The 18,526-nt window shown below is 74.8% G+C and carries 17 protein-coding genes; 10 read left to right on the top strand and 7 right to left on the bottom strand.

Annotation, left to right across the window (positions count from 1 at the left end):
• The first annotated feature begins 38 nt into the window (after positions 1-38).
• Positions 39-740, top strand: coding sequence for an ABC transporter ATP-binding protein (locus tag HHL19_RS20360; RefSeq protein WP_169091636.1), 702 nt, complete (start codon positions 39-41; stop codon positions 738-740).
• 55 nt (positions 741-795) lie between these two features.
• Here HHL19_RS20360 and HHL19_RS20355 read toward each other — a convergent pair whose 3' ends face one another.
• Positions 796-1,692: a peptidoglycan DD-metalloendopeptidase family protein gene (locus HHL19_RS20355; protein WP_240981741.1), complete on the bottom strand. Its 897-nt coding sequence runs from the start codon at positions 1,690-1,692 to the stop codon at positions 796-798.
• A 184-nt stretch (positions 1,693-1,876) separates the two neighbouring features.
• Here HHL19_RS20355 and HHL19_RS20350 point away from each other — a divergent pair, with 184 nt between their 5' ends.
• A complete protein-coding gene (locus HHL19_RS20350) occupies positions 1,877-3,319 on the top strand; it encodes a WGR domain-containing protein (protein WP_169091632.1) in 1,443 nt (480 codons plus the stop codon).
• The gene (locus HHL19_RS20345; RefSeq protein WP_169091630.1) at positions 3,316-3,813 is read left to right on the top strand and encodes a hypothetical protein; all 498 of its coding nucleotides are present in this window, start codon (positions 3,316-3,318) and stop codon (positions 3,811-3,813) included. Before HHL19_RS20350 ends, HHL19_RS20345 begins: the two co-directional genes overlap by 4 nt.
• A gap of 49 nt (positions 3,814-3,862) precedes the next feature.
• On the opposite strand, the gene HHL19_RS20340 is transcribed toward HHL19_RS20345, so the two are convergent.
• From HHL19_RS20340 to HHL19_RS37485, 3 genes are all read right to left on the bottom strand, one after another.
• Positions 3,863-4,285 (bottom strand): DUF350 domain-containing protein, encoded by a 423-nt coding sequence (locus tag HHL19_RS20340; protein WP_169091628.1) that lies wholly within the window; start codon positions 4,283-4,285, stop codon positions 3,863-3,865.
• Between the two features lie 213 nt (positions 4,286-4,498).
• Positions 4,499-5,128 carry an HdeD family acid-resistance protein gene (locus HHL19_RS20335; RefSeq protein ID WP_169091626.1) on the bottom strand — a complete coding sequence of 210 codons (630 nt, stop codon included), beginning with the start codon at positions 5,126-5,128 and terminating at the stop codon, positions 4,499-4,501.
• The gene (locus HHL19_RS37485) at positions 5,112-5,348 is read right to left on the bottom strand and encodes a hypothetical protein (protein ID WP_169091221.1); all 237 of its coding nucleotides are present in this window, start codon (positions 5,346-5,348) and stop codon (positions 5,112-5,114) included. The genes HHL19_RS20335 and HHL19_RS37485 overlap by 17 nt, the downstream gene beginning before the upstream one ends.
• 192 nt (positions 5,349-5,540) lie before the next feature.
• Here HHL19_RS37485 and HHL19_RS20325 point away from each other — a divergent pair, with 192 nt between their 5' ends.
• Positions 5,541-6,080 (top strand): DoxX family protein, encoded by a 540-nt coding sequence (locus tag HHL19_RS20325; protein WP_169091624.1) that lies wholly within the window; start codon positions 5,541-5,543, stop codon positions 6,078-6,080.
• Between the two features lie 52 nt (positions 6,081-6,132).
• Positions 6,133-7,047: a glucose-6-phosphate dehydrogenase assembly protein OpcA gene (opcA, locus tag HHL19_RS20320; protein ID WP_169091622.1), complete on the top strand. Its 915-nt coding sequence runs from the start codon at positions 6,133-6,135 to the stop codon at positions 7,045-7,047.
• Positions 7,048-7,083: 36 nt separating this feature from the next.
• Here the strand turns inward: opcA and HHL19_RS20315 are convergent, their stop codons facing one another.
• From HHL19_RS20315 to HHL19_RS20305, 3 genes are all read right to left on the bottom strand, one after another.
• Positions 7,084-8,454, bottom strand: a complete 1,371-nt coding sequence (locus tag HHL19_RS20315) for a carbohydrate-binding protein (RefSeq protein ID WP_169091620.1) — start codon at positions 8,452-8,454, stop codon at positions 7,084-7,086.
• A 232-nt stretch (positions 8,455-8,686) separates the two neighbouring features.
• Entirely contained in the window at positions 8,687-9,616 is a 930-nt protein-coding gene (locus HHL19_RS20310; RefSeq protein ID WP_169091618.1) for a LysR family transcriptional regulator, read from the bottom strand.
• A gap of 58 nt (positions 9,617-9,674) precedes the next feature.
• A complete protein-coding gene (locus HHL19_RS20305) occupies positions 9,675-10,649 on the bottom strand; it encodes an acetylxylan esterase (protein ID WP_169091969.1) in 975 nt (324 codons plus the stop codon).
• A 184-nt stretch (positions 10,650-10,833) separates the two neighbouring features.
• On the opposite strand from HHL19_RS20305, the gene HHL19_RS20300 reads away from it, so the two are divergent.
• The 5 genes from HHL19_RS20300 (at position 10,834) to HHL19_RS20280 (ending at position 18,525) form a co-directional block, all read left to right on the top strand.
• Complete coding sequence (locus HHL19_RS20300) at positions 10,834-12,360, top strand: Re/Si-specific NAD(P)(+) transhydrogenase subunit alpha (RefSeq protein ID WP_169091616.1); 1,527 nt, start codon at positions 10,834-10,836, stop codon at positions 12,358-12,360.
• A gap of 1 nt (position 12,361) precedes the next feature.
• Complete coding sequence (gene pntB, locus HHL19_RS20295) at positions 12,362-13,780, top strand: Re/Si-specific NAD(P)(+) transhydrogenase subunit beta (RefSeq protein WP_169091614.1); 1,419 nt, start codon at positions 12,362-12,364, stop codon at positions 13,778-13,780.
• Positions 13,781-13,876: 96 nt separating this feature from the next.
• The gene (locus HHL19_RS20290; RefSeq protein WP_169091612.1) at positions 13,877-15,445 is read left to right on the top strand and encodes a hypothetical protein; all 1,569 of its coding nucleotides are present in this window, start codon (positions 13,877-13,879) and stop codon (positions 15,443-15,445) included.
• Complete coding sequence (locus HHL19_RS20285) at positions 15,442-18,072, top strand: hypothetical protein (protein WP_169091610.1); 2,631 nt, start codon at positions 15,442-15,444, stop codon at positions 18,070-18,072. Before HHL19_RS20290 ends, HHL19_RS20285 begins: the two co-directional genes overlap by 4 nt.
• 297 nt (positions 18,073-18,369) lie before the next feature.
• Positions 18,370-18,525 carry a hydrophobic protein gene (locus HHL19_RS20280; RefSeq protein ID WP_169091608.1) on the top strand — a complete coding sequence of 52 codons (156 nt, stop codon included), beginning with the start codon at positions 18,370-18,372 and terminating at the stop codon, positions 18,523-18,525.
• The last annotated feature ends 1 nt before the right edge of the window (position 18,526 follow it).

Here is an 18,526-nt window from a genome sequence, read left to right as displayed (position 1 = left end):
CCACCCCGCACCTCCCCGCACCCCCAGGAGTCCCCTCCATGTACGAACTCATCGGCGTCACCAAGCAGTACCGGCGCGGCCAGGCGAGAGTCGACGCCCTCGCCGGGATCGACCTGACGATCGCCCAGGGCGACCGCCTGGTCATCCAGGGCCCCACCGGCGGCGGCAAGTCCACCCTCCTCCAGATGCTCGGCGGACTCGACCGCCCCACCGCCGGAAGCGTCCTGCTCGACGGCACCGACCTCGCCAAGCTGCCCGAGAGCCGGCTCACGGCCGTCCGCAGCCAGTACATCGGCTTCGTCTTCCAGAGCTTCAACCTCATCCCCACGCTCACCGCCCAGGAGAACGTGGAGACGGCGCTCGTCCCGCTCGGCGTCAAGGCCGCCGAGCGCCGCCGCCGGGCCGCCGAGGCGCTGGAGTCGGTCGGCCTCGGCGAGCGCCTCGCCCATCTGCCGTCCGAACTGTCCGGCGGCCAGCAGCAGCGCGTCGCCATCGCCCGCGCGCTGGTCAAGCGGCCCCAGGTGCTGCTCGCCGACGAACCCACCGGCAACCTCGACGAGTCCACCCGCGACGAGATCGCCGACCTCCTCGAAGGACTCTGGAAGGAACACGGCCTGACGTTCGTCATGGTCACCCACGACAGCACCCTCGCCCGCCGCGCCCCGCGCCTCGCGACCCTCCGCAAGGGCCGCGTCACGGTCACGGAGAACCCGAAGGCGGCCGCACCGGCGCGGACGTGACGCGCGAGAATCGCTCAGATCCGGACGCCGTGCCCGCGCAGGTACGCCAGCGGGTTCACGTCCGAGCCGAAGGAGGGCCCGGCACGCTCTGCCCGGCGGAGACGTCGATACGGGAGAGGTGGGCGTACTGCGTGTAGCGGCCGTCCGGGTGACGGAGCACCACCTCGTAGCCGTACGCGCCCGCGTACCCGGCCCGCACCACACGCCCCGGCCCCACGGCCCGCACCGGCGTCCCGCTCGGCACCGCGAAGTCCTGCCCCGTGTGGTAGCCCCGCGACCAGGCGCCGCGCTCCCCGTAGACGCCGGTGAAGACGTACGACTCCACCGGCGCCGCCTCCACCTGCTCCCGCAGATAGCCGAGGTGGTCGTCGACGGCGTACAGCGCCCGGGCCGTGTCCCGCACCGACCACACCACGAGCACCACCACCCGCAGCGCCGAACCCTCCGCGTCCACGGCCGCGATGGGCTCGCTGCGCCAGTGCCGCAGCCGCACGTCGACCCGGCGGCGCAGCACGAAGGGGCTGATCCAGGTGAGCCCGGTGCGGCGCACGCTGCCCCGGTAGCGGCCGAACAGGGACAGGACCCACGCGGAGCCGGTGCGGCCGCGCGTGAGGCCGCCGAAGCAGACGACGGCGAGGCCGCCGAGGACGGCGAGCGCCGCCCACTCCCAGGGGAGCAGGTGCGCGGCGCGCAGCGGCCGGGCCCGCCACAGCAGGGCGGCGGCGCTGCCCAGGGCGGCCGTCCCGGTGAGGACGGCGAGCCGGCCGGGGGCGGCGGGGCCGGGGCGTTCGACCAGGCCGGCGTCGGCGGGCGGGTGGCGGCGCGGGGGCGCGCCGGCGTCGGCGAGGGGGTGATCGGGGGCGGGTTCCGACCGGAAGAGGTCGTCCATGGCGATGCCGTCCGGGTGCCGGCGCACGCGGACGGGCAGGGCCCGCGGGGGTTGCTCGGTCATGAGGCCCTTCCGGCCGCACGGGAGGTGACGGCGCGTCGGATGATCTTCGAACTCCATCGTCACAGCGGTGTATGTCCGAATTTCCGTGGCAAAGGTCCTGAATGCCCGGGACCTTGATCCCTTGGCCAGAGCTTCACGGTCGGACGAGGGGCCGTTGTCAGTGGCAGCCCCTACCGTTCGGATCATGACGACGACCTATCTGGAGCTGTCGCAGGACGGCGGCGGTGCCCACAAGTTCTACGAAGTGACCGTCGACGGCCTGGAGGTGTCGGTCCGCTACGGCCGGATCGGCGCGGCCGGCCAGACCCAGCGCTCCACCTTCGCCACCGCCGACAAGGCCCGGGCCGCCGCGGCCAAGAAGATCGGCGAGAAGGTCCGCAAGGGATACGCCCCCGCAGTGCCCGGGCAGCGCGCGGCCCGCGCCGTCACCCGCCGGGCGGTCGGCTCCGCCCCCTCCACGGCCCGCGCCGTCGCGCCCGTCCTCTGGCGCTTCCGTACCGGCTCCGCCGCCTTCGGCATCCACGTCGACGAGGAGCGGATCTGGGTCGGCAACCAGGCGGGGGACGTCTTCACCCTGGACCACGGCGGCGAGGTGCTGGCCCGCTTCGGCCTGCCCGACGGCGTGAAGTGCCTGGTCGCCGACGACTTCTGGATCTACGCGGGCTGCGACGACGGCAAGGTCTACGACCTCTCCTCCAAACTGCCCTTCGCCGCCTACGAGATCGGCGCCGACGTCGACATCTTCTGGCTCGACATCCACGAGGGCGTCCTCGACGTCGCCGACCGCTCCGGCCGGCTCACCGTCATCGACCACGAGGACGAGCACCAGTGGTCCCGCACCGGCCGCGGCGAGTACGCCTGGATGGTCCGGGCGGACAGCCGCGCCGTCTACTACGGCGACACCAGCGGCGTCACCGCCTACGCGGCGGACGGCACCGGCGAGCTGTGGCAGACCGCCACCGACGGCGCGGTCCTCTTCGGCTGGCAGGAGACCCGCTCCGTCTACGCGGGCACCGGCCACCGCAAGGTGCAGCGCCTCGCCAAGGCCGACGGCCGCGTCGAGGCCGTCTACGCCTGCGACGCGAGCGTGTACTCCTGCGCCACCTCGCCCGGCGGCCGGTTCGTCTTCGCCGGCGACTCCGCCTCCTCCGTCTACTGCTTCGCCGAGGACGGCACCCGGCTGTGGAAGCTCTCCACCGGCGGCGGCTCCGCGCTCTCCATGCAGTACCGCGACGAGCGCCTCTACCTGGTGACCACCGACGGCTCGCTGGTCTGCGTGGACGCGAGCGAGGCGGCGATCGCGGCCGCGCAGCAGGGCAGCGTGCCCGTCGTACGGGACGTCAAGCTGGCCGCCGCGCTGCCCACCTACACCCCGGCGACCACCGCCTCCGCCGTCGCCACCGTCGTCTCCGTGAGCGAGGCGCCGAGCGGCTCCATCGTCGTCGAGTGCGTCCGCGAGGGCGGCCGGAGCCGCGTCCGGGTCGTCAGCCACGGCTACGAGCAGTCGTGGAACGTGCAGTTCCCGCGCGCCATCCGCGAGCCCGGCGCCCGGTACGTCGTCGAGGCGCTGCATCCGGCGGCCGGCGGCTTCTACCGGGTGCGCGGCGAGATCCGGCGGCTGCTGTGAGCCGGGACCCGGGCGGCAAGGGCGCCTTCGAGGCGGCGACGGGCGACGGGCCACCGCTCACGGGAGACCCCGAGCAGCGCTCCCGCGAGGTCCGGTCCGCGCTCGACGGACTCCGCCAGATCCGGCGCCTGACCGCCGGCCGGGACGGCGCCGGGGGAGCCGTACCCGCCGAGTGGGAGCGGCGGCGGCCCGTACGGGCCGTGGCCCTGGCCCTGGAGGCCGGCGGGCTCGCCCCGTCGGCGGTGGACGACGGCGGAGCCAGGACGGCGGCCGGCTACCGGGTGCGGGCGGGGGAGCGGCCGGCCACCGCCGTCGTCGAGTGGCTGGGGCCGCCCGGCTCCGGCGCCGCAGGACAGGAGGCCGCCGCCCTGGCGGAGTGCGCCGAGGTCCTCGCCCGGCTCGGCTGGGAGGCCCTGCTCTACAAGGGTCCGCGCGGCCGCCGCTTCCTGGAGGTGGAACCGGCCACGACGGCCCCCGGCCCGGCCCCGTCCTGAACGGACGGGCACCGGGCCGGGACGGGGGCGCTCACGCGCGCGCGGCGCGTCAGGCGATCGAGGCCGAGACGATCGCGGAGACGGCGATGTTGCAGGACGCGGTCACCCAGACCGCCGGGTGCGGCTCCGGGTCCACCAGCGTCGCGCCCAGCTTGCCGGGCGTCACCAGGTCCACCACGAGGAAGGCGACCGCCATCATCACCAGGCCGAGGAGACCGAAGGCGGCGGTGGAGACCAGGCCCTTGCCGAAGTTGTCGTAGGTGGTCCAGATGGAGGTGAAGACGATCCCGCCGATGCCGAGCAGGGCGGAGCTGAGCAGGATGGACGCGTTGCGGTTGCGGTCCTCCCATATCTGCCGGCCCAGCTTGCCGGGCGTCAGGATGTCCACCAGGACGATGCCGAGGATCAGCAGGACCACGCCGAGGGCGCCGTAGGCGGTGGCACGGCCGAGGCCGTTGACGATGTCGGTCATGGGAAGCCGGCTCCGGAGAGTGGTGATCGCGAGCGATCGACGGTCGAGGACCGGCAAAATCTAGCGCACGGAACGCGCCGGTCCGCCGCCCGCCCGGAGATCGGGCCGACGGCGGACCGCGAGGGCCACCGGAGAACGGATCGGAAGGGCCCCGGCGAAGTTCCGGACGAGCCGGCCGGTCCGGCCCGGACGAGCCGGACCGGCCGGGACGGATCAGGCGCCCGTCGGCAGGCGCTTGGCCCGCGAACGGAGCTGGAACGCGGTGACGATCTCCGCCGCGCCGACCGCGATCAGCCAGATCCCGCCGAGCAGGGTCAGCACCGCGACCGACTCCAGCGGCGACACGATCAGCACCACCCCGGCGACCGCGCTCACGATCCCGAGGAAGACCTGCCAGCCCCGGGCCGGCATCGCCGGGTCGGAGGCCGCCGCCACCGTCTGCGTGATGCCGCGGAAGAGCCAGCCGATGCCGATCCACAGCGCGAGCAGCAGGATCGACTGCGTCGCGCCCCGGAAGCAGAACAGGCCGAGCAGGATCGACAGGGCGCCGCTGATGAAGGCGAGGACCCGCAGCGAGGTCGTGGCGTGCGTGCCGAAGGCGGCGACCAGTTGCATCACACCGCTGAAGAGCAGATAGAGGCCGAAGAGCACCCCGGCCGCCACCAGCGAGGCGCCCGGCCACGCCAGCACGAGCACCCCGAGGACGAGCGCCACCACACCGGCGAGCAGCAGGGCCTGCCAGGCCGCGCCGGCCAGCATCGTGAGCGGCCCCCGCGGGAGACCGGACCGGTCGTGTGCTCCGTCCTGCGGCCCGTCGTACGGCCGTTCATGCGTCTGCGTCATGGGAACCCCTCGCCTCTCGGTTTCCGGCCGAGCGCGCGAACGCCTCGGCACAGGAGCGGAGGAAGAGCGCCTCTGCCGGCGCCATCCGCTCGATCTCCGCCGCCGGGAAGTGGTCCGCGAGCACGGTGCACAGCGGGATCGAACCGCCCTGCCCCGACTGCACCGTGGACGTCCCGTACGCCTCGCGCAGCGCGGCGGTGCCGGTGGACTCGGCGGTCATGCGCACCCACTTCCCTCGGGCCGCTCCCGGACGGCCGGGACGGCGACGGCCACCCCAGTCAAGCAACACGGGGCAAACGCCGCAAAACATGACTCGGGTGGAGTATCGGGCGGGCTTCCGGGCGGCGGCGGGCGGTCGGCGCGCCGACAGTGGAGCCGTACGCGCCCCTCTTTCCCGCACCTGGAGAACCCCATGAACCGACGCGACCTCGGGCTGCTCGTGCTGAGGGTCGGCACCGGCGCCGTGCTCGCCGCGCACGGCACCCAGAAGCTCTTCGGCTGGTTCGGCGGCGGCGGGATCGAGGGCACCGCCCAGGGGATGGCGGCCATGGGCTTCCACCCGCCCCGCGAATCCGCCATCGCCGCCGGGCTCGGCGAAGCCGGCGGCGGCGTCCTGCTCGCCCTCGGCCTGGCCACCCCCGCCGCCGGCGCGGCCGCCGCCGGCGCGATGGCGGGCGCCGTCTCCGTGCACGCCCCGGCCGGCTTCTTCGCCCAGGCCGGAGGCTACGAGTACCCGGCCTTCCTCGGCTTCACCGCCGCCGCCATCGGCGTCACCGGCGCCGGCCGCTACTCCCTGGACCACGCCACCTGCCACGTCCTCGACCGCCCCTGGGTGGTGGCCACCGCCTTCCTCGGCTCGGCGGTCGCCGCCGCGGCCGTCGTCGGCCGCCGGGCCCAGTCCAGGGCCGCCGCCGAAGCCGGCGGCGGCGAGGAGCCGGACGACGACCACTGAACCCCGCGCGGGGCGTTAGGCTCGCCGCAGAGGAAGGGACGGACTCCGGGCAATGAAGATCGATCTCACGGACACCAACTCCAGCGCGATCAACAAGGCGATCCTGGACGGCCGGAGGGCCGTCGGCACCCCGGCCGTGGGCGTCGTCCTCACCCTGGTGATCGTCACCGACGAGGAGCACGCCTACGACGCGGTGAAGGCGGCCAACGAGGCGTCGAAGGAACACCCTTCGCGGACCCTCGTCGTCATCCGCCGCCGGGCGCTCTCCCCGCGCGAGCGGAACGTGACCCGGCTCGACGCCGAGGTCCGGCTCGGCACCGACGCCGGCTCGGGCGAGACGGTGCTGCTCCGCCTGCACGGCGAACTCGGCACCCGCGCCGACTCGGTGGTGCTGCCGCTGCTCCTTCCCGACGCCCCCGTCGTCGTCTGGTGGCCGGTCGACGCCCCGGCGGTCCCCTCCAAGGACCCGCTCGGCGCCCTCGCCCAGCGGCGGATCACCGACGCGTACGCGGTCGAGGACCCGCTCGGCGCGCTGGCCGCCCGGGCCGCCTCGTACGCCCCCGGCGACACCGACCTGGCCTGGACCCGGCTCACCCCCTGGCGTTCCATGCTCGCCGCCGCCCTCGACCAGGCCGGCACGGACGTCGTCTCGGCGGCGGTGGAGGCCGAGGAGGCCAACCCCAGCGCGGAGCTCCTCGCCCGCTGGTTCGAGGTCAGGCTCGGCGTCCCGGTCGACCGGATCGTCTCCGAGGGACCGGTCGTCACCGCCGTCCGGATGGGCACCCCGAACGGCGAGGTCCGGATCGACCGCCCCGAGGGCCCGGTCGCCCGGCTCGCCATCCCCGGCCAGCCCAGCCGCGTCATGGCCCTGAAGGTCCGCTCGACCGCGGAGCTGATCGCCGAGGAGCTGCGCCACCTCGACCCCGACGACGCCTACGCGGCGGCCCTGGAGGGACGTTCCTCCTGAGCCGCCGCGCGGACGCCATCCGCCGTCGGACCGCCGTCAGACCCGCTGCCAGAGCGCCGGCACGTTCGGCGGCTCCCAGCCGGTCTGCGCCTGGTGGCCCTGGAGGCAGCGGTAGGTGGCGCCGCCGTACGTGACCGTGGCACCGGTCGCGTACACCGTGCCCGCCTTCCACGTGCCGCCCGGCTCCGGCTCGCCCGGGCCGGGGCCCGGGCCCGGGTCGGAGCCGGTGGTCCTCAGCGTCAGGCCGTAGTTCGACAGGATCGGGTTCAGCGGCTGGAAGTACGTGGTGCCGCCGCTGGAGCAGTTGCCGGAACCGCCCGAGGTGACGCCCTGCGCCTGGCTGCCGGAGATGTACGAGCCGCCCGAGTCGCCGGGCTCGGCGCACACCGTCGTCCGGGTCACGCCGGAGATCGTGCCCTCCGGGTACGTCACGCTCGTGTTGTGCTGCTGGATGGTGCCGCAGTGCCAGCCGGTGGTGGAGCCCGAGCGGCAGACGGAGGCGCCCACGGGCTGCAGCACGGAGCCGGTGACCTGGACGTTCGCGCCGCCCGCGCCCTTCACGTACGGGGTCGCCGTCCAGCTGCTGTTGGCCGCGACCCACGCCATGTCGTTGCCGGGGAAGACCGAGCCCTGGAAGCTGCCCTGGGCGACCTGGTTGTAGCCGCTGGTGGTCTGCCCGGCCCGGCCGCAGTGCCCGGCCGTGGCGAAGCCCTGGGTGGTGCCCCGGGTCACCGGGAAGCCGACCGAGCAGCGCCCGCCGCCGCCCATGTAGTACGCGTCGCCGCCCCGGAGGTCGTACAGCGGGCGCGGCGCCTCGGCGCTCCGCTCCACCCGCACCAGCTCCCGCGGCACCCCGGTGGCCGCCGCCAGGCGCGCCCCGGCGCCGGCCCGGACCTCCTCGACGACCAGCGCGTTGGCGCGCACGTCCACGTACCGCACCGGCGCGTCGGCGCCCGCGGCCCGGTCGAGGGCGGCCTTCGCCCGCTCCAGCGAGGCCAGGTCGTGCCGGACGAGCCGGGCCGTCGCCCCGGCCGCCCGGATCGCGCCGAGGTCGGCGGCGCGGGTGGTGGCCACGGTCAGGGAGCCGGACTCGGCCCCCTCGACCCAGGCCCCGGCGAAGGAGCCGCCGATCCGGTCGCGGAGCCGGGCGGCGGTGGCGCCCGCCTCGGCCTCGTTCACAAGGCGGTGCTCTGCCTGGGCCCGGGTCAGGCCCAGGTCGCGGCCCATCGCGGCGAGCAGCTCGGGCTGCGCCTCGGCGGCGCCGAGCGCCCGCGCGGCGCTCCGCGCGGCGGGCGCGGTCCCGGGGGAGGGCTGCGCGGCGGTCGCGGACCCGGCCTGAAGCCCGGCAAGGACCATCCCGGCGGCGGCCAGCGCGGTACACGCCGCACGGGCGTGTCGTCGGAGCATGGGGAGTCTCCTCGGTTCTCGGTGGGGGATCTGTCGAGAACCGTAGGAACCGACCCCGGTCCCCGGGCACCCTCCGATCCGCCCCCTCCCCGGCGATATGGCCCCCGGGGACCGCCGGTGGCGGCGGCCACGGGCGGTCACCGCCGCCCTGCCCGGGGGCACGACGGGCGGCGACCGGCAGCGGACAGGCGCCGGCACGTACGACGCCCGACCGCGCCCGGGCGGACCCGCGTCAGGCCCCCGCCGCCCCCGTCCGGCCCGCGCTGCGGGCCAGGGCCTCCGTGTGGGCCTCCCGGGTGTGGGCGAGGACGGCGGCGGCGTGGGCGGCGGCACGGCCCTCGGGGTGCCAGCCGAGGAGGTGGCGCCAGACGAGGGGGGCGCCGGCGAGGGGCCGGGTGACGATGCCGGGGGTGGCGGGGAAGGTCGCCCGGCAGAGGCCCACGGCCCGGCCCACCTGGACCAGGTGGACGCAGGAGGCGGTGTCCGTCTCGTACACCCGGGCCGGGGTGAAGCCGGCCCGCACGCACGCGGCGGCGAAGCAGTCGCCGAAGCAGCCGTCCCCCGGCACGTCCGTCCAGTCCGCGGCGGCCAGTTCGGCGAGGGCGACCTGCGGGCGGGCGGCCAGCGGATGGCCGGTCGCCAGCATCACGTACACGGGATCGCGGGCCACCTCCGTCCAGGCGAGCCGTCCCGCCTCCGGCGGGGAGCTCTCCCCGCAGGCCCCGACGAGCGCGAAGTCGAGCCGCCCCGCGGCCACTCCGCGCGCGAGCTCCCGCTCCGACCAGGAGGTGTACGTGGTCACCGGCGCGTCCGGCTCCGCCCGCGCGAGCCGGTCCACCAGGCCGCCGAGCAGCGGGCCGTGGGTGCCGCCGAGCCGGTGCCCGGCGGCGCCGTCGCGGGCGAACCGCACGGCCTCCTCCTGGAGTTCGCAGACGGCGGGCAGCACCACCCGCGCCCGGTCGAGGACCAGATCGCCGAGCGCGGTGGCCCGCACGCCGTCCCGGCCGCGCACGAACAGGGCGCCGCCCAGGGCCCGTTCGATCCGTTTGAGCTGGGCGCTCAGCGCCGGCTGCGCCAGTCCGAGGGCGGTCGCCGCGCGCGTGAGGCTGCCGGCCTCGGCGATCGCCCGGACCGTCTTCAGATGGCGCAACTCCAAGTCCATGCGGCCAGCTTGACGCCCCCCGCATGACAGGTCCAGACCAAGGGTGGGGGTATTCGGGTCAGCGGGCGCGGAGCCGCTCCGGCAGCCAGGCCAGCTGCGCCGCCTGCTGGAACGCTTCGCCGCCCTCGTGGTCGTTGAAGTCGTAGACCTCGATCGCCTTGTCCTCGTGCGCGTACGCGTTGAACGCCGCGAACACCGTCGACGGCGGGCACGTCAGGTCCTCCAGGGCGGTGGAGAACAGCGCCGGAGCCGTCGCGCGGGCCGCGAAGTGTACCCCGTCGAAGTAGGCGAGGGTCTCCCGCACCTTCTCCGTCCGACCCCGGTGCGTCTTCAGGTAGTTGCCGATCTCCCGGTACGGCGTCCGGTCCGTGACCGTCGTCGCGCGCGGGAAGTCGCACAGGAACGGCACGTCGGGCGCCACCGCCGCCAGGTCCGGCACGAGCCCCGACACGGCGACGGTGATGCCGCCGCCCTGGCTGACCCCGGTCACCGCGGTGCGCGCCGGGTCCACCAGCGGATGCGACCTCGCCGCCTCCACCGCGCGCACCGCGTCCGTGTAGACCCGCCGGTAGTAGTACGTCTCCGGGTCCTCGACGCCCCGCGTCATGAACCCGGGGAAGGCCGGCGCGCTGCCCACCGGGTCCGCGGTGTCGCCCGGCGCCCAACCGCTGCCCTGGCCGCGGGTGTCCATCACGAAGTGCGCGAACCCGGCCGAGGCCCACAGCAGATGGCTGTGCGCGAGCCCGCGCCCGCCGCCGTACCCGATGAACTCCACGACGACCGGCAGCGGCTCGGTGGCGCCGGCCGGAATCACGAACCAGCCCTTGACCGGCTGCCCGTCGAAACCGGAATATGTCACGTCGTACGTCTCCACCGTCGCGAGACCGGTCGCCACCCGCTCGAACCGGGCGTCGAGGTCGTGCTTCCGCGCCTCGTCGAGGGTCCCGGCCCAGAAGGCGTCGAAGTCGCCCGGCTCCACGGACGCGCTGCGGTACTCGCGGAGCTGGTCGAGGGGCAGGTCGAAGAGGGTCATGCGCACCACCTGGTCGGTCGTCACGTTCGAAATGTCGACCGGTCGGACCCGGCCCGACCCACCCTAACGTGCACATACGTGAGTGCGATCCTCGATCTTCTGTCCAGACCCGAGCGAGCCTTGTTTCCCCGGGGCGCCTCCTGGAGTCAAGGTGGGGGCCGACAGCGACGAACGGAGGGGTGTGGTGATTGTCGGAGTCCTCAAGGAGGCCCGGGACGGCGAGCGGCGGGTGGCCGCGACGCCTGTCACCGTCGAGAAGATCCGCGGGTTGGGATACGAGGTCGTCGTCGACCCGGGCGCGGGTGCCGCGGCCGGTTTCGCCGACACCGCGTACGAGGAGGCCGGCGCCCGCGTCGGCAGGGCGATCGAGGCGGACGTCGTCCTGGGGGTGAACGCCCCGCCGTCCGACCAGTTGGACCAGGCGAACCCCGGGGCCAAGGTCATCGCCCTGTTCGCCCCCGCGTCCGACCCGACGATGGTCGAGGACCTGGCCCGGCGCCCCCTCACCGTCCTGTCCATGGACGCCGTGCCCCGCATCAGCCGGGCCCAGTCCATGGACGTCCTGTCCTCGATGGCGAACATCGCCGGCTACCGCGCCGTCGTCGAGGCGGCCCACGAGTTCGGCCGCTTCTTCACCGGCCAGGTGACCGCCGCCGGCAAGGTGCCGCCGGCCCGGGTCCTCGTCGCCGGCGCGGGCGTCGCCGGTCTGGCCGCGATCGGCACCGCGGGCTCGCTCGGCGCGATCGTCCGCGCCACCGACCCGCGCCCCGAAGTCGCCGACCAGGTCCGCTCGATGGGCGGCGAGTACCTGTCGATCGAGTCCGCCGAGGCGGAGGTCTCGGCGACCGGCTACGCCAAGGAGATGGGCGACGACTACAAGGCCCGCGAGGCCGCCCTCTACGCCGCCCAGTGCCGCGAGGCCGACATCGTCATCACCACCGCGCTGATCCCGGGCCGCCCCGCGCCCCGGCTCCTCACGGCGGAGATGGTCGCCACCATGAAGCCCGGCTCGGTCATCGTGGACATGGCCGCGTCCAACGGCGGCAACGTCGAGGGCTCCGTCGCGGGCAAGCGCGTCGTCACCGCGAACGGCGTCACCATCCTCGGCTACACCGACCTCGCCGGCCGGCTCCCCGCCCAGGCCTCCCAGCTCTACGGCACCAACCTGCTCAACCTCCTGAAGCTGATGACCCCCGGCAAGGACGGCGCGCTCGTCCTCGACTGGGACGACCCGGTGCAGCGCTCCGTCACCATCGTGCGCGACGGCGAGACGACCTGGCCGCCGCCGCCGGTCCAGGTCTCGGCGGCCCCCGCGGCCGCCGCCGCGAGCACGCCGGCGCCGGTCTCGCCGGTGAAGACCCCGATGAGCCCGGGGCGCCGCTTCACGGCCGTCGCCCTCTCGGCCCTCGCGCTCTTCCTCGTCGTCGGCTTCGCCCCGGCCGCACTGCTGCCGCACGTGACCGTCTTCGTGCTGGCGATCGTGATCGGCTACTACGTGATCGGGCACGTCCACCACGCCCTGCACACCCCGCTGATGTCCGTCACGAACGCGATCTCCGGGATCATCGTCGTCGGCGCGCTGCTGCAGATCGGACACGGCGGCACCGTCGTCACCGTGCTCTCCGCCGCAGCCATCCTGCTGGCGAGCATCAACGTCTTCGGCGGCTTCGCGGTGACGCGTCGCATGCTTGCAATGTTCAACAGGAGCTGACATGTCCGCCACACACGCTGCACAGGCGGCCTACCTCATCGCCGCCGTCCTCTTCATCCTCGCCCTCGCCGGACTCTCCAAGCACGAATCCGCCCGGCTCGGCAACGCCTTCGGCATGTTCGGCATGGGCGTCGCCCTCGTCGCCACCATCGTCCTCGCCGCCGACCGGGGCATCGCCGCCGGCGCCGCCGGACTGCTCGCCGTCGCGATGCTCGCCGGCGCGGTCATCGGCTTCTGGCGGGCCCGCGGCGTCGAGATGACCGGCATGCCCGAACTCATCGCCCTGCTCCACTCCTTCGTCGGTCTCGCCGCCGTCCTCGTCGGCTGGAACGGCTACCTGGAGGTGGAGCACCACCCGGGCGGCTCCGAGGCCGCCGCGCTCGACGCGCTCGGCACCCTCGGCATCCACCACGCCGAGGTCCTCATCGGGGTCTTCATCGGCGCCGTCACCTTCACCGGCTCCGTCGTCGCCTACCTCAAGCTCGCGGCCCGCATCAACTCCAAGCCGCTCGTGCTCCCCGGCAAGAACGTCCTCAACCTCGGCGCGCTCGCCGTCTTCCTGGTCCTCACCGTCCTGTTCACCATCGAGCCCAACCTCTGGCTGCTCGTCGCCGCCACGGCCGTGGCCCTGGCCCTCGGCTGGCACCTCGTCGCCTCCATCGGCGGCGGCGACATGCCGGTCGTCGTCTCGATGCTCAACAGCTACTCCGGCTGGGCCGCCGCCGCCTCCGGCTTCCTCCTCGGCAACGACCTGCTGATCGTCACCGGCGCCCTCGTCGGCTCCTCCGGTGCCTACCTCAGCTACATCATGTGCAAGGCGATGAACCGGTCGTTCCTGTCCGTGATCGCCGGAGGCTTCGGCATCGAGGCCCCGTCGAGCTCCGACGTCGACTACGGCGAGCACCAGGAGATCACCGCCCAGGGCGCCGCCGAGGCCCTCGCCGCCGCCCGCTCGGTCGTCATCACCCCCGGCTACGGCATGGCCGTCGCCCAGGCCCAGTACCCGGTCGCGGAACTCGCCTCCAAGCTGCGGGCCCGGGGCGTCGAGGTCCGCTTCGGCATCCACCCCGTAGCCGGCCGGCTCCCCGGCCACATGAACGTCCTGCTGGCCGAGGCCAAGGTCCCGTACGACGTCGTCCTGGAGATGGACGAGATCAACGACGACTTCGCCGACACCGACGTCGTCCTCGTCATCGGCGCCAACGACACGGTCAACCCGGCCGGCGCGGAGGACCCCTCCAGCCCCATCGCCGGCATGCCCGTCCTCACCGTCTGGGAGGCCGGGCAGGTCATCGTCTTCAAGCGCTCGATGGCCTCCGGCTACGCGGGCGTCCAGAACCCGCTGTTCTTCCGCGAGAACACCGCCATGCTCTTCGGCGACGCCAAGGACCGGGTCGAGGCCATCGTCAGCGCGCTCTGACCCCGGCCCACCCCCACCCCCCACCGCCGCCCGCTGTCAGCGGGCGGCGGTATCGTCGTCCACGGCCGAGGGGACGGCGAGGGGGAGAGCGGCGCGATGGGCGTGAGGACGGTGGGCCCGGCGTGGGCCGAGGAAGGGCTCGGGCGCGGAAGCCTCAAGTCACCGCTGTCCGTCGAAGGACCCGTCTGGCGGCTGGTCGACCGGCTCGTGCCCGGCGTCTCCAGCGTCACCAAGTACGTCCGCTACTACACCCTCTACGCCGCCGTCGCCGCCGAGGCCGAGCGGCGGAGCCTCGGCACCGAGGAGTGCCGCACCCTGCTGCGCCGCGCGGAGGCGCTGCTCGCCGCCGCCCAGATCGCCCGCTCGCCCGACGGCATCCCCGCCGGGCTCGTTCCCCACGGCCACGACCGCGTCCAGCCGGCCCTCGCCGCCGACGACGGCCTCGACCTGGACCGGGCGGCGCGGGACTACTCGCCCCGCACCTGGGGCTTCTGGTCCCAGTACACCGCGCCCGCCCAGATCCTCGGCATCGTCACGTCCGGCCGGGACGGGCTCCGGCCCGGACGGCACGCCTGCCCCGCCGACGTACGCGCGCTCTTCGCGCCCCTGCTCGCCGTCGCCGGCTCCGGGCGGCCCGAGGCCCGGCCCGCCGAACTCGCCGAGGCCGGGGCCGCCGCGCTCGGCGAACCCTGCGAGGCCGAACGGGAGTGGCTCGCCGGCCTGCTGACCGCCACCGCCGGAGGCACGCACCGGCCGGAGGCCTGGGAGGCCACCGACCGGACACGACGCGCCACCCTGCGGGTGCTCGCCCGGTCCGTCGCCCTGCACGCCGGGGACTCGTACACCGACCGCCTGCGGGAGACCGTCGCCTTCGGCCCGCTCCTCGCCGAGGACCCGTTCCTCTCCGCCATACCCGAGGCCGCCCGTTGGCGGGGACTGCTCCTTCGCCACTACTCCGTCTCCGCCTGGCGCCGCCTCTGGGCCGACCTCGTGGCCCAAGTCGGCACCGAGGACGGGCCGGACGGCGGACGGGACCGCTCGGCCGCCGACCTCCGCGCCTGGCTCTGCGACCACATGCCGGACGGCACGGTCGACCGCGAGCTCGCCGCCCTCGGCCCCGTCCACGACGCCTCCGGACACCCCCTCCCCGTGGAGCGGGAGCTCATGGACGACCGGGACCGGCCGGCGCCGTGGCGGGACGTCCTCGTCCTCCTCACCGGCGGCCTCCGCGCCCACCGGGCCGACGACGGCACCCACCCCGCCGACCCGCTCGCCGCCCACGCCCGGCGCGCCTTCCTCGGCGACCGCCAGGAGTTCCTCGACCCGAGATGGATGGCCGGCCTGCTGCGCGAGTACGGCCCCCGGCCCGTGCGCGACCTGGGCTCCCGCCTCGTCGACGACATGCTGGCCCAGTCCCGGCGGGTCGCCCTCCGCAAACTCCGCTACGACCCCCGGACCGGCCGCCACCGCGTCTTCTCGCGCCTGCACATGCGCAACGACCGCTACTTCAGGCTCGGCGAGGAGTCCAGCGCGGAGATCGGCATCCGCGTCCACCAACTCGCCTCCGTCGCCCGGCAGCTCGGCCTCTTCGCCGCCGACGACGCCCGGGGCGGCGCACCGACCCTGACGGACCACGCACGCACGAGCCTGGACGTGATGCCATGACCACAGCGGTGCACACCGGATTCGCCTCCCCCGTCTCCCTCCTGTGGGACTGGGAGCAGCAGGGCAAGGGGCCCCTGCGGGAGTTCCTCGTCCTCGGCTACACCACCGACCTCCCCTTCCTCGAAGCCGTCGCCGTGCCCAGGGCCCGCGCCCTCGGCGCCCGCGTCGCGATCCTCGGCGACGCCGGACACGCTCTGTACGAGGCCGTCGACGTCCGCCTCGCCGGGCGCGGCTACCTCCACGGCGTCGCCGCGTGCCACGGCGCCTTCCACCCCAAACTCGCCCTGCTCCTCGGCGACGACGCCTGCCGCGTCGCCATCGGCTCCGGCAACCCCACCCAGTCCGGCTGGGGCACCAACGACGAACTGTGGACCGTCGTCACCACCGACGACGGCGCCTCCCACCCGCTGCTCGCCGACCTCGCCGACTGGCTGGAGCAGCTCCCGGACGCCGTCGCCCTGACCTCCTGGTGGGCGGAGTACCTGCGCCACCTCGCCGAGCTCCTGACCGTCCTGCACTGCGAGGCCCCGCCCACCGAGACCGAAGGGCCGGAGGTGGAACTGGCGCACAACCTGCGTACGCCCCTCATCGACCGCCTCCCCGGGACACCGGTGGACGAACTCCGCCTGTACGCCCCCTTCGTGGACCCCTCGGGAGAGCTCCTGCGCCTGCTGCGCGAGCGACTGACCCCCGGGGAGATCACCCTCGGCATCCAGCGCCGCTGGACCAGCTACGACTCCGACGGCGTCCGCAAGGCCTTCGACGGACACGACGCCGCCCGGGTGCGCGAACTCGCCGAGACCCGGATGCGCCACGGCAAGCTCGTCGAATGGCGCGTCGGCGACACCTGGCACGCCCTCACCGGAAGCCCCAACCTGACCCGGGCCGCCCTCGCCCGCGCGGTCGGCGACGCCACCGGCGGCACGGCCGAAGGCCCCGCCCGCAACTGCGAACTCGCCGTCATCGCCCACGACACCACCCCGCTGCTGCCCGACGAAGGCCCCGTCGGACCCGTCCAGGAACTCACCGGATCCACCGTGGCACCCCGGGACGCGACGGACGCGCCCCCGGCGCTCGTCCTCCTCGGCGTCCGCGAGCACGGCCCCCTCCTGGAGGCCGTCCTCGGCCGCCGCCCCGCCGGCGCGGAGGTCACCGTCGAGATCTCCACCGACGGCGGCGCGCCCGGCTCGTGGCACCCGATCGGCCCGATCCCCGCCGACCGGAACACCGGCACCTTCCCGTGGACCGCCGCCCCCGGAGCGGCCGTACGCGCGAGCTGCCGACTCGCCGACGGGACGTACGTCGAATCCGCCGCAGCCTTCCTCTACGACGCCGAGGGCTGCGCACCGCGCGGCGCCGCCGACACCGTGCCGCGCCTCTCCGGCGGCTACGCGGTCGACGACCTGTTCCAGGACCCGGCGGCCGCGCGCCGCTTCGAGCAGGACATCGCCCGACTGCGCGAACTCGTCGTCACGGACGCGGGCACACCGGGCACGGCGTCCCCGACGCCGGCCGAGTGCGCCCGGACACTGGGACCGGAGCTCACCGAGGTGGCCTACGGCCCGCTCGCGACGGACCTCCCGGAGCTGACACGGATCCCGGCACCGCGCCGCTGGCAGCTCTCGGAGTACGCCACGAGGGACGAGGAGCACGAGGAGTACGACGGGGAGGACGGGTCCGGGTCCGAGTACGCGGCGGAGGAGGCCGCCCCTGAGGCGGGGGAGGGCCCGCTCCCCGACAGCGCCCGCGAGCAGGCCCGCGCCTGGATGACCCGACTGGCCCGGCGACTCGCGTCGGAGGAATCGGATCACCCCTGGTCGCCGCCGACGACCCTGCTGGTCACCGCCCTGCACCTCCAGCTGCTCGCCGCCGGTGCCTGGGACGAGGACGACTACGCGTGGCGCACCGTCACCGCCGACCTCCTCCACGCCCTCGGCGCCACGGACGAGGACCCCGCAGGGCCCCAGCGGCAGCGGCTCGACGCGGTGATCGCCGTCTGCGTGTCCCTCCTCGGGCTGCACGGCGAGTTCGAGGGGCCGGAGGCCGAGCCGGTCGCGGCGGCCGCCTGGAGGACCGGCCGGGGCGCGGTCGCCCGCGCCGAGCCGGAGCACGCGACGGACCTCTACCTCCCGGCGGGCCGCCGGGGCGCCCCCGTGGCCACCGAGACCGACGTCGAGGCCCTCGGCAAGCGGGCCCGCGCCGTGCCGGACCCCATGGCCGAGGCGCACCGCGCGCTCGCCGCCGCCCACCTGGGCGCCCGCCACGAGTCCGGGGTCTGGGAGCTCACGGGCGAGTTCGCCAACCCGCAGGCGGCCTGCGCGAAGGCGGTCACGGTCCTGGCCGGCCTGCCCGACGGCCAGTGGCCGGGGCCCGTACTCGTCCGCGCCCACGCCCGGGGCACCGGCGTCCCCTGCTTCATGGCCTGGAGCCGTCCCCTCCTCGTCCGCCGACGGGGCAGGGTGTGGAGCAGTTTCCGCATCCTCGCCCCGGCGACCCCGTACGCCACCTTCCAGAACGGCGCCCCGCGCCCCACGGCCCAGGGCGCCCAGGCCGAACGCGACCTCGGCGACCTCCTGGCCGCGGCCGGCCTGGACCCCGTGTCCGTCTTCCTCCACCTCCAGACCTGACCGGACGGCCCCTGGAAGCGGCCGCGCGTCCTCCACGTGCGGCGGCACGAAGCCGAAGCGAGAGGCGCTCGTCGAGGAGGCCGTCGGCCGCGACCCGGGCGGGCGGGTCTCCCCGTACGTCTCGCTCAGCTCGGTGACTTCGCGACGGCGACGGGACGTAGCCGACTCACCGCACGGGAGGCCTCCTTCATCGCCGCCGGCCCCGCGGCGCATGCATGGGCGGAGGGTGGGAAGTTGCCTGGTGGACGACCGGTGTCGCGGCGAACGGCGCGGACCGGGGTCCGAGGAGGTGGCGTCATGGTTCCGATTCTGCTTGTCCTGCTTCTGATCCTCGTGCTCTTCGGGGCCGGGTTCGCGGTCGAAGTCCTGTGGTACATCGCCCTGGCCGTCCTGGTGCTGTGGGTGCTGGGCTTCTTCTTCCGGGGTGCGCAGGGGCGCTGGTACCGCTGGTGAC

The organism is Streptomyces sp. R302 (genome assembly GCF_012927245.1).
Classification (GTDB): Bacteria; Actinomycetota; Actinomycetes; order Streptomycetales; family Streptomycetaceae; genus Streptomyces.
This window is presented reverse-complemented; position numbering and strand designations above follow the sequence as displayed.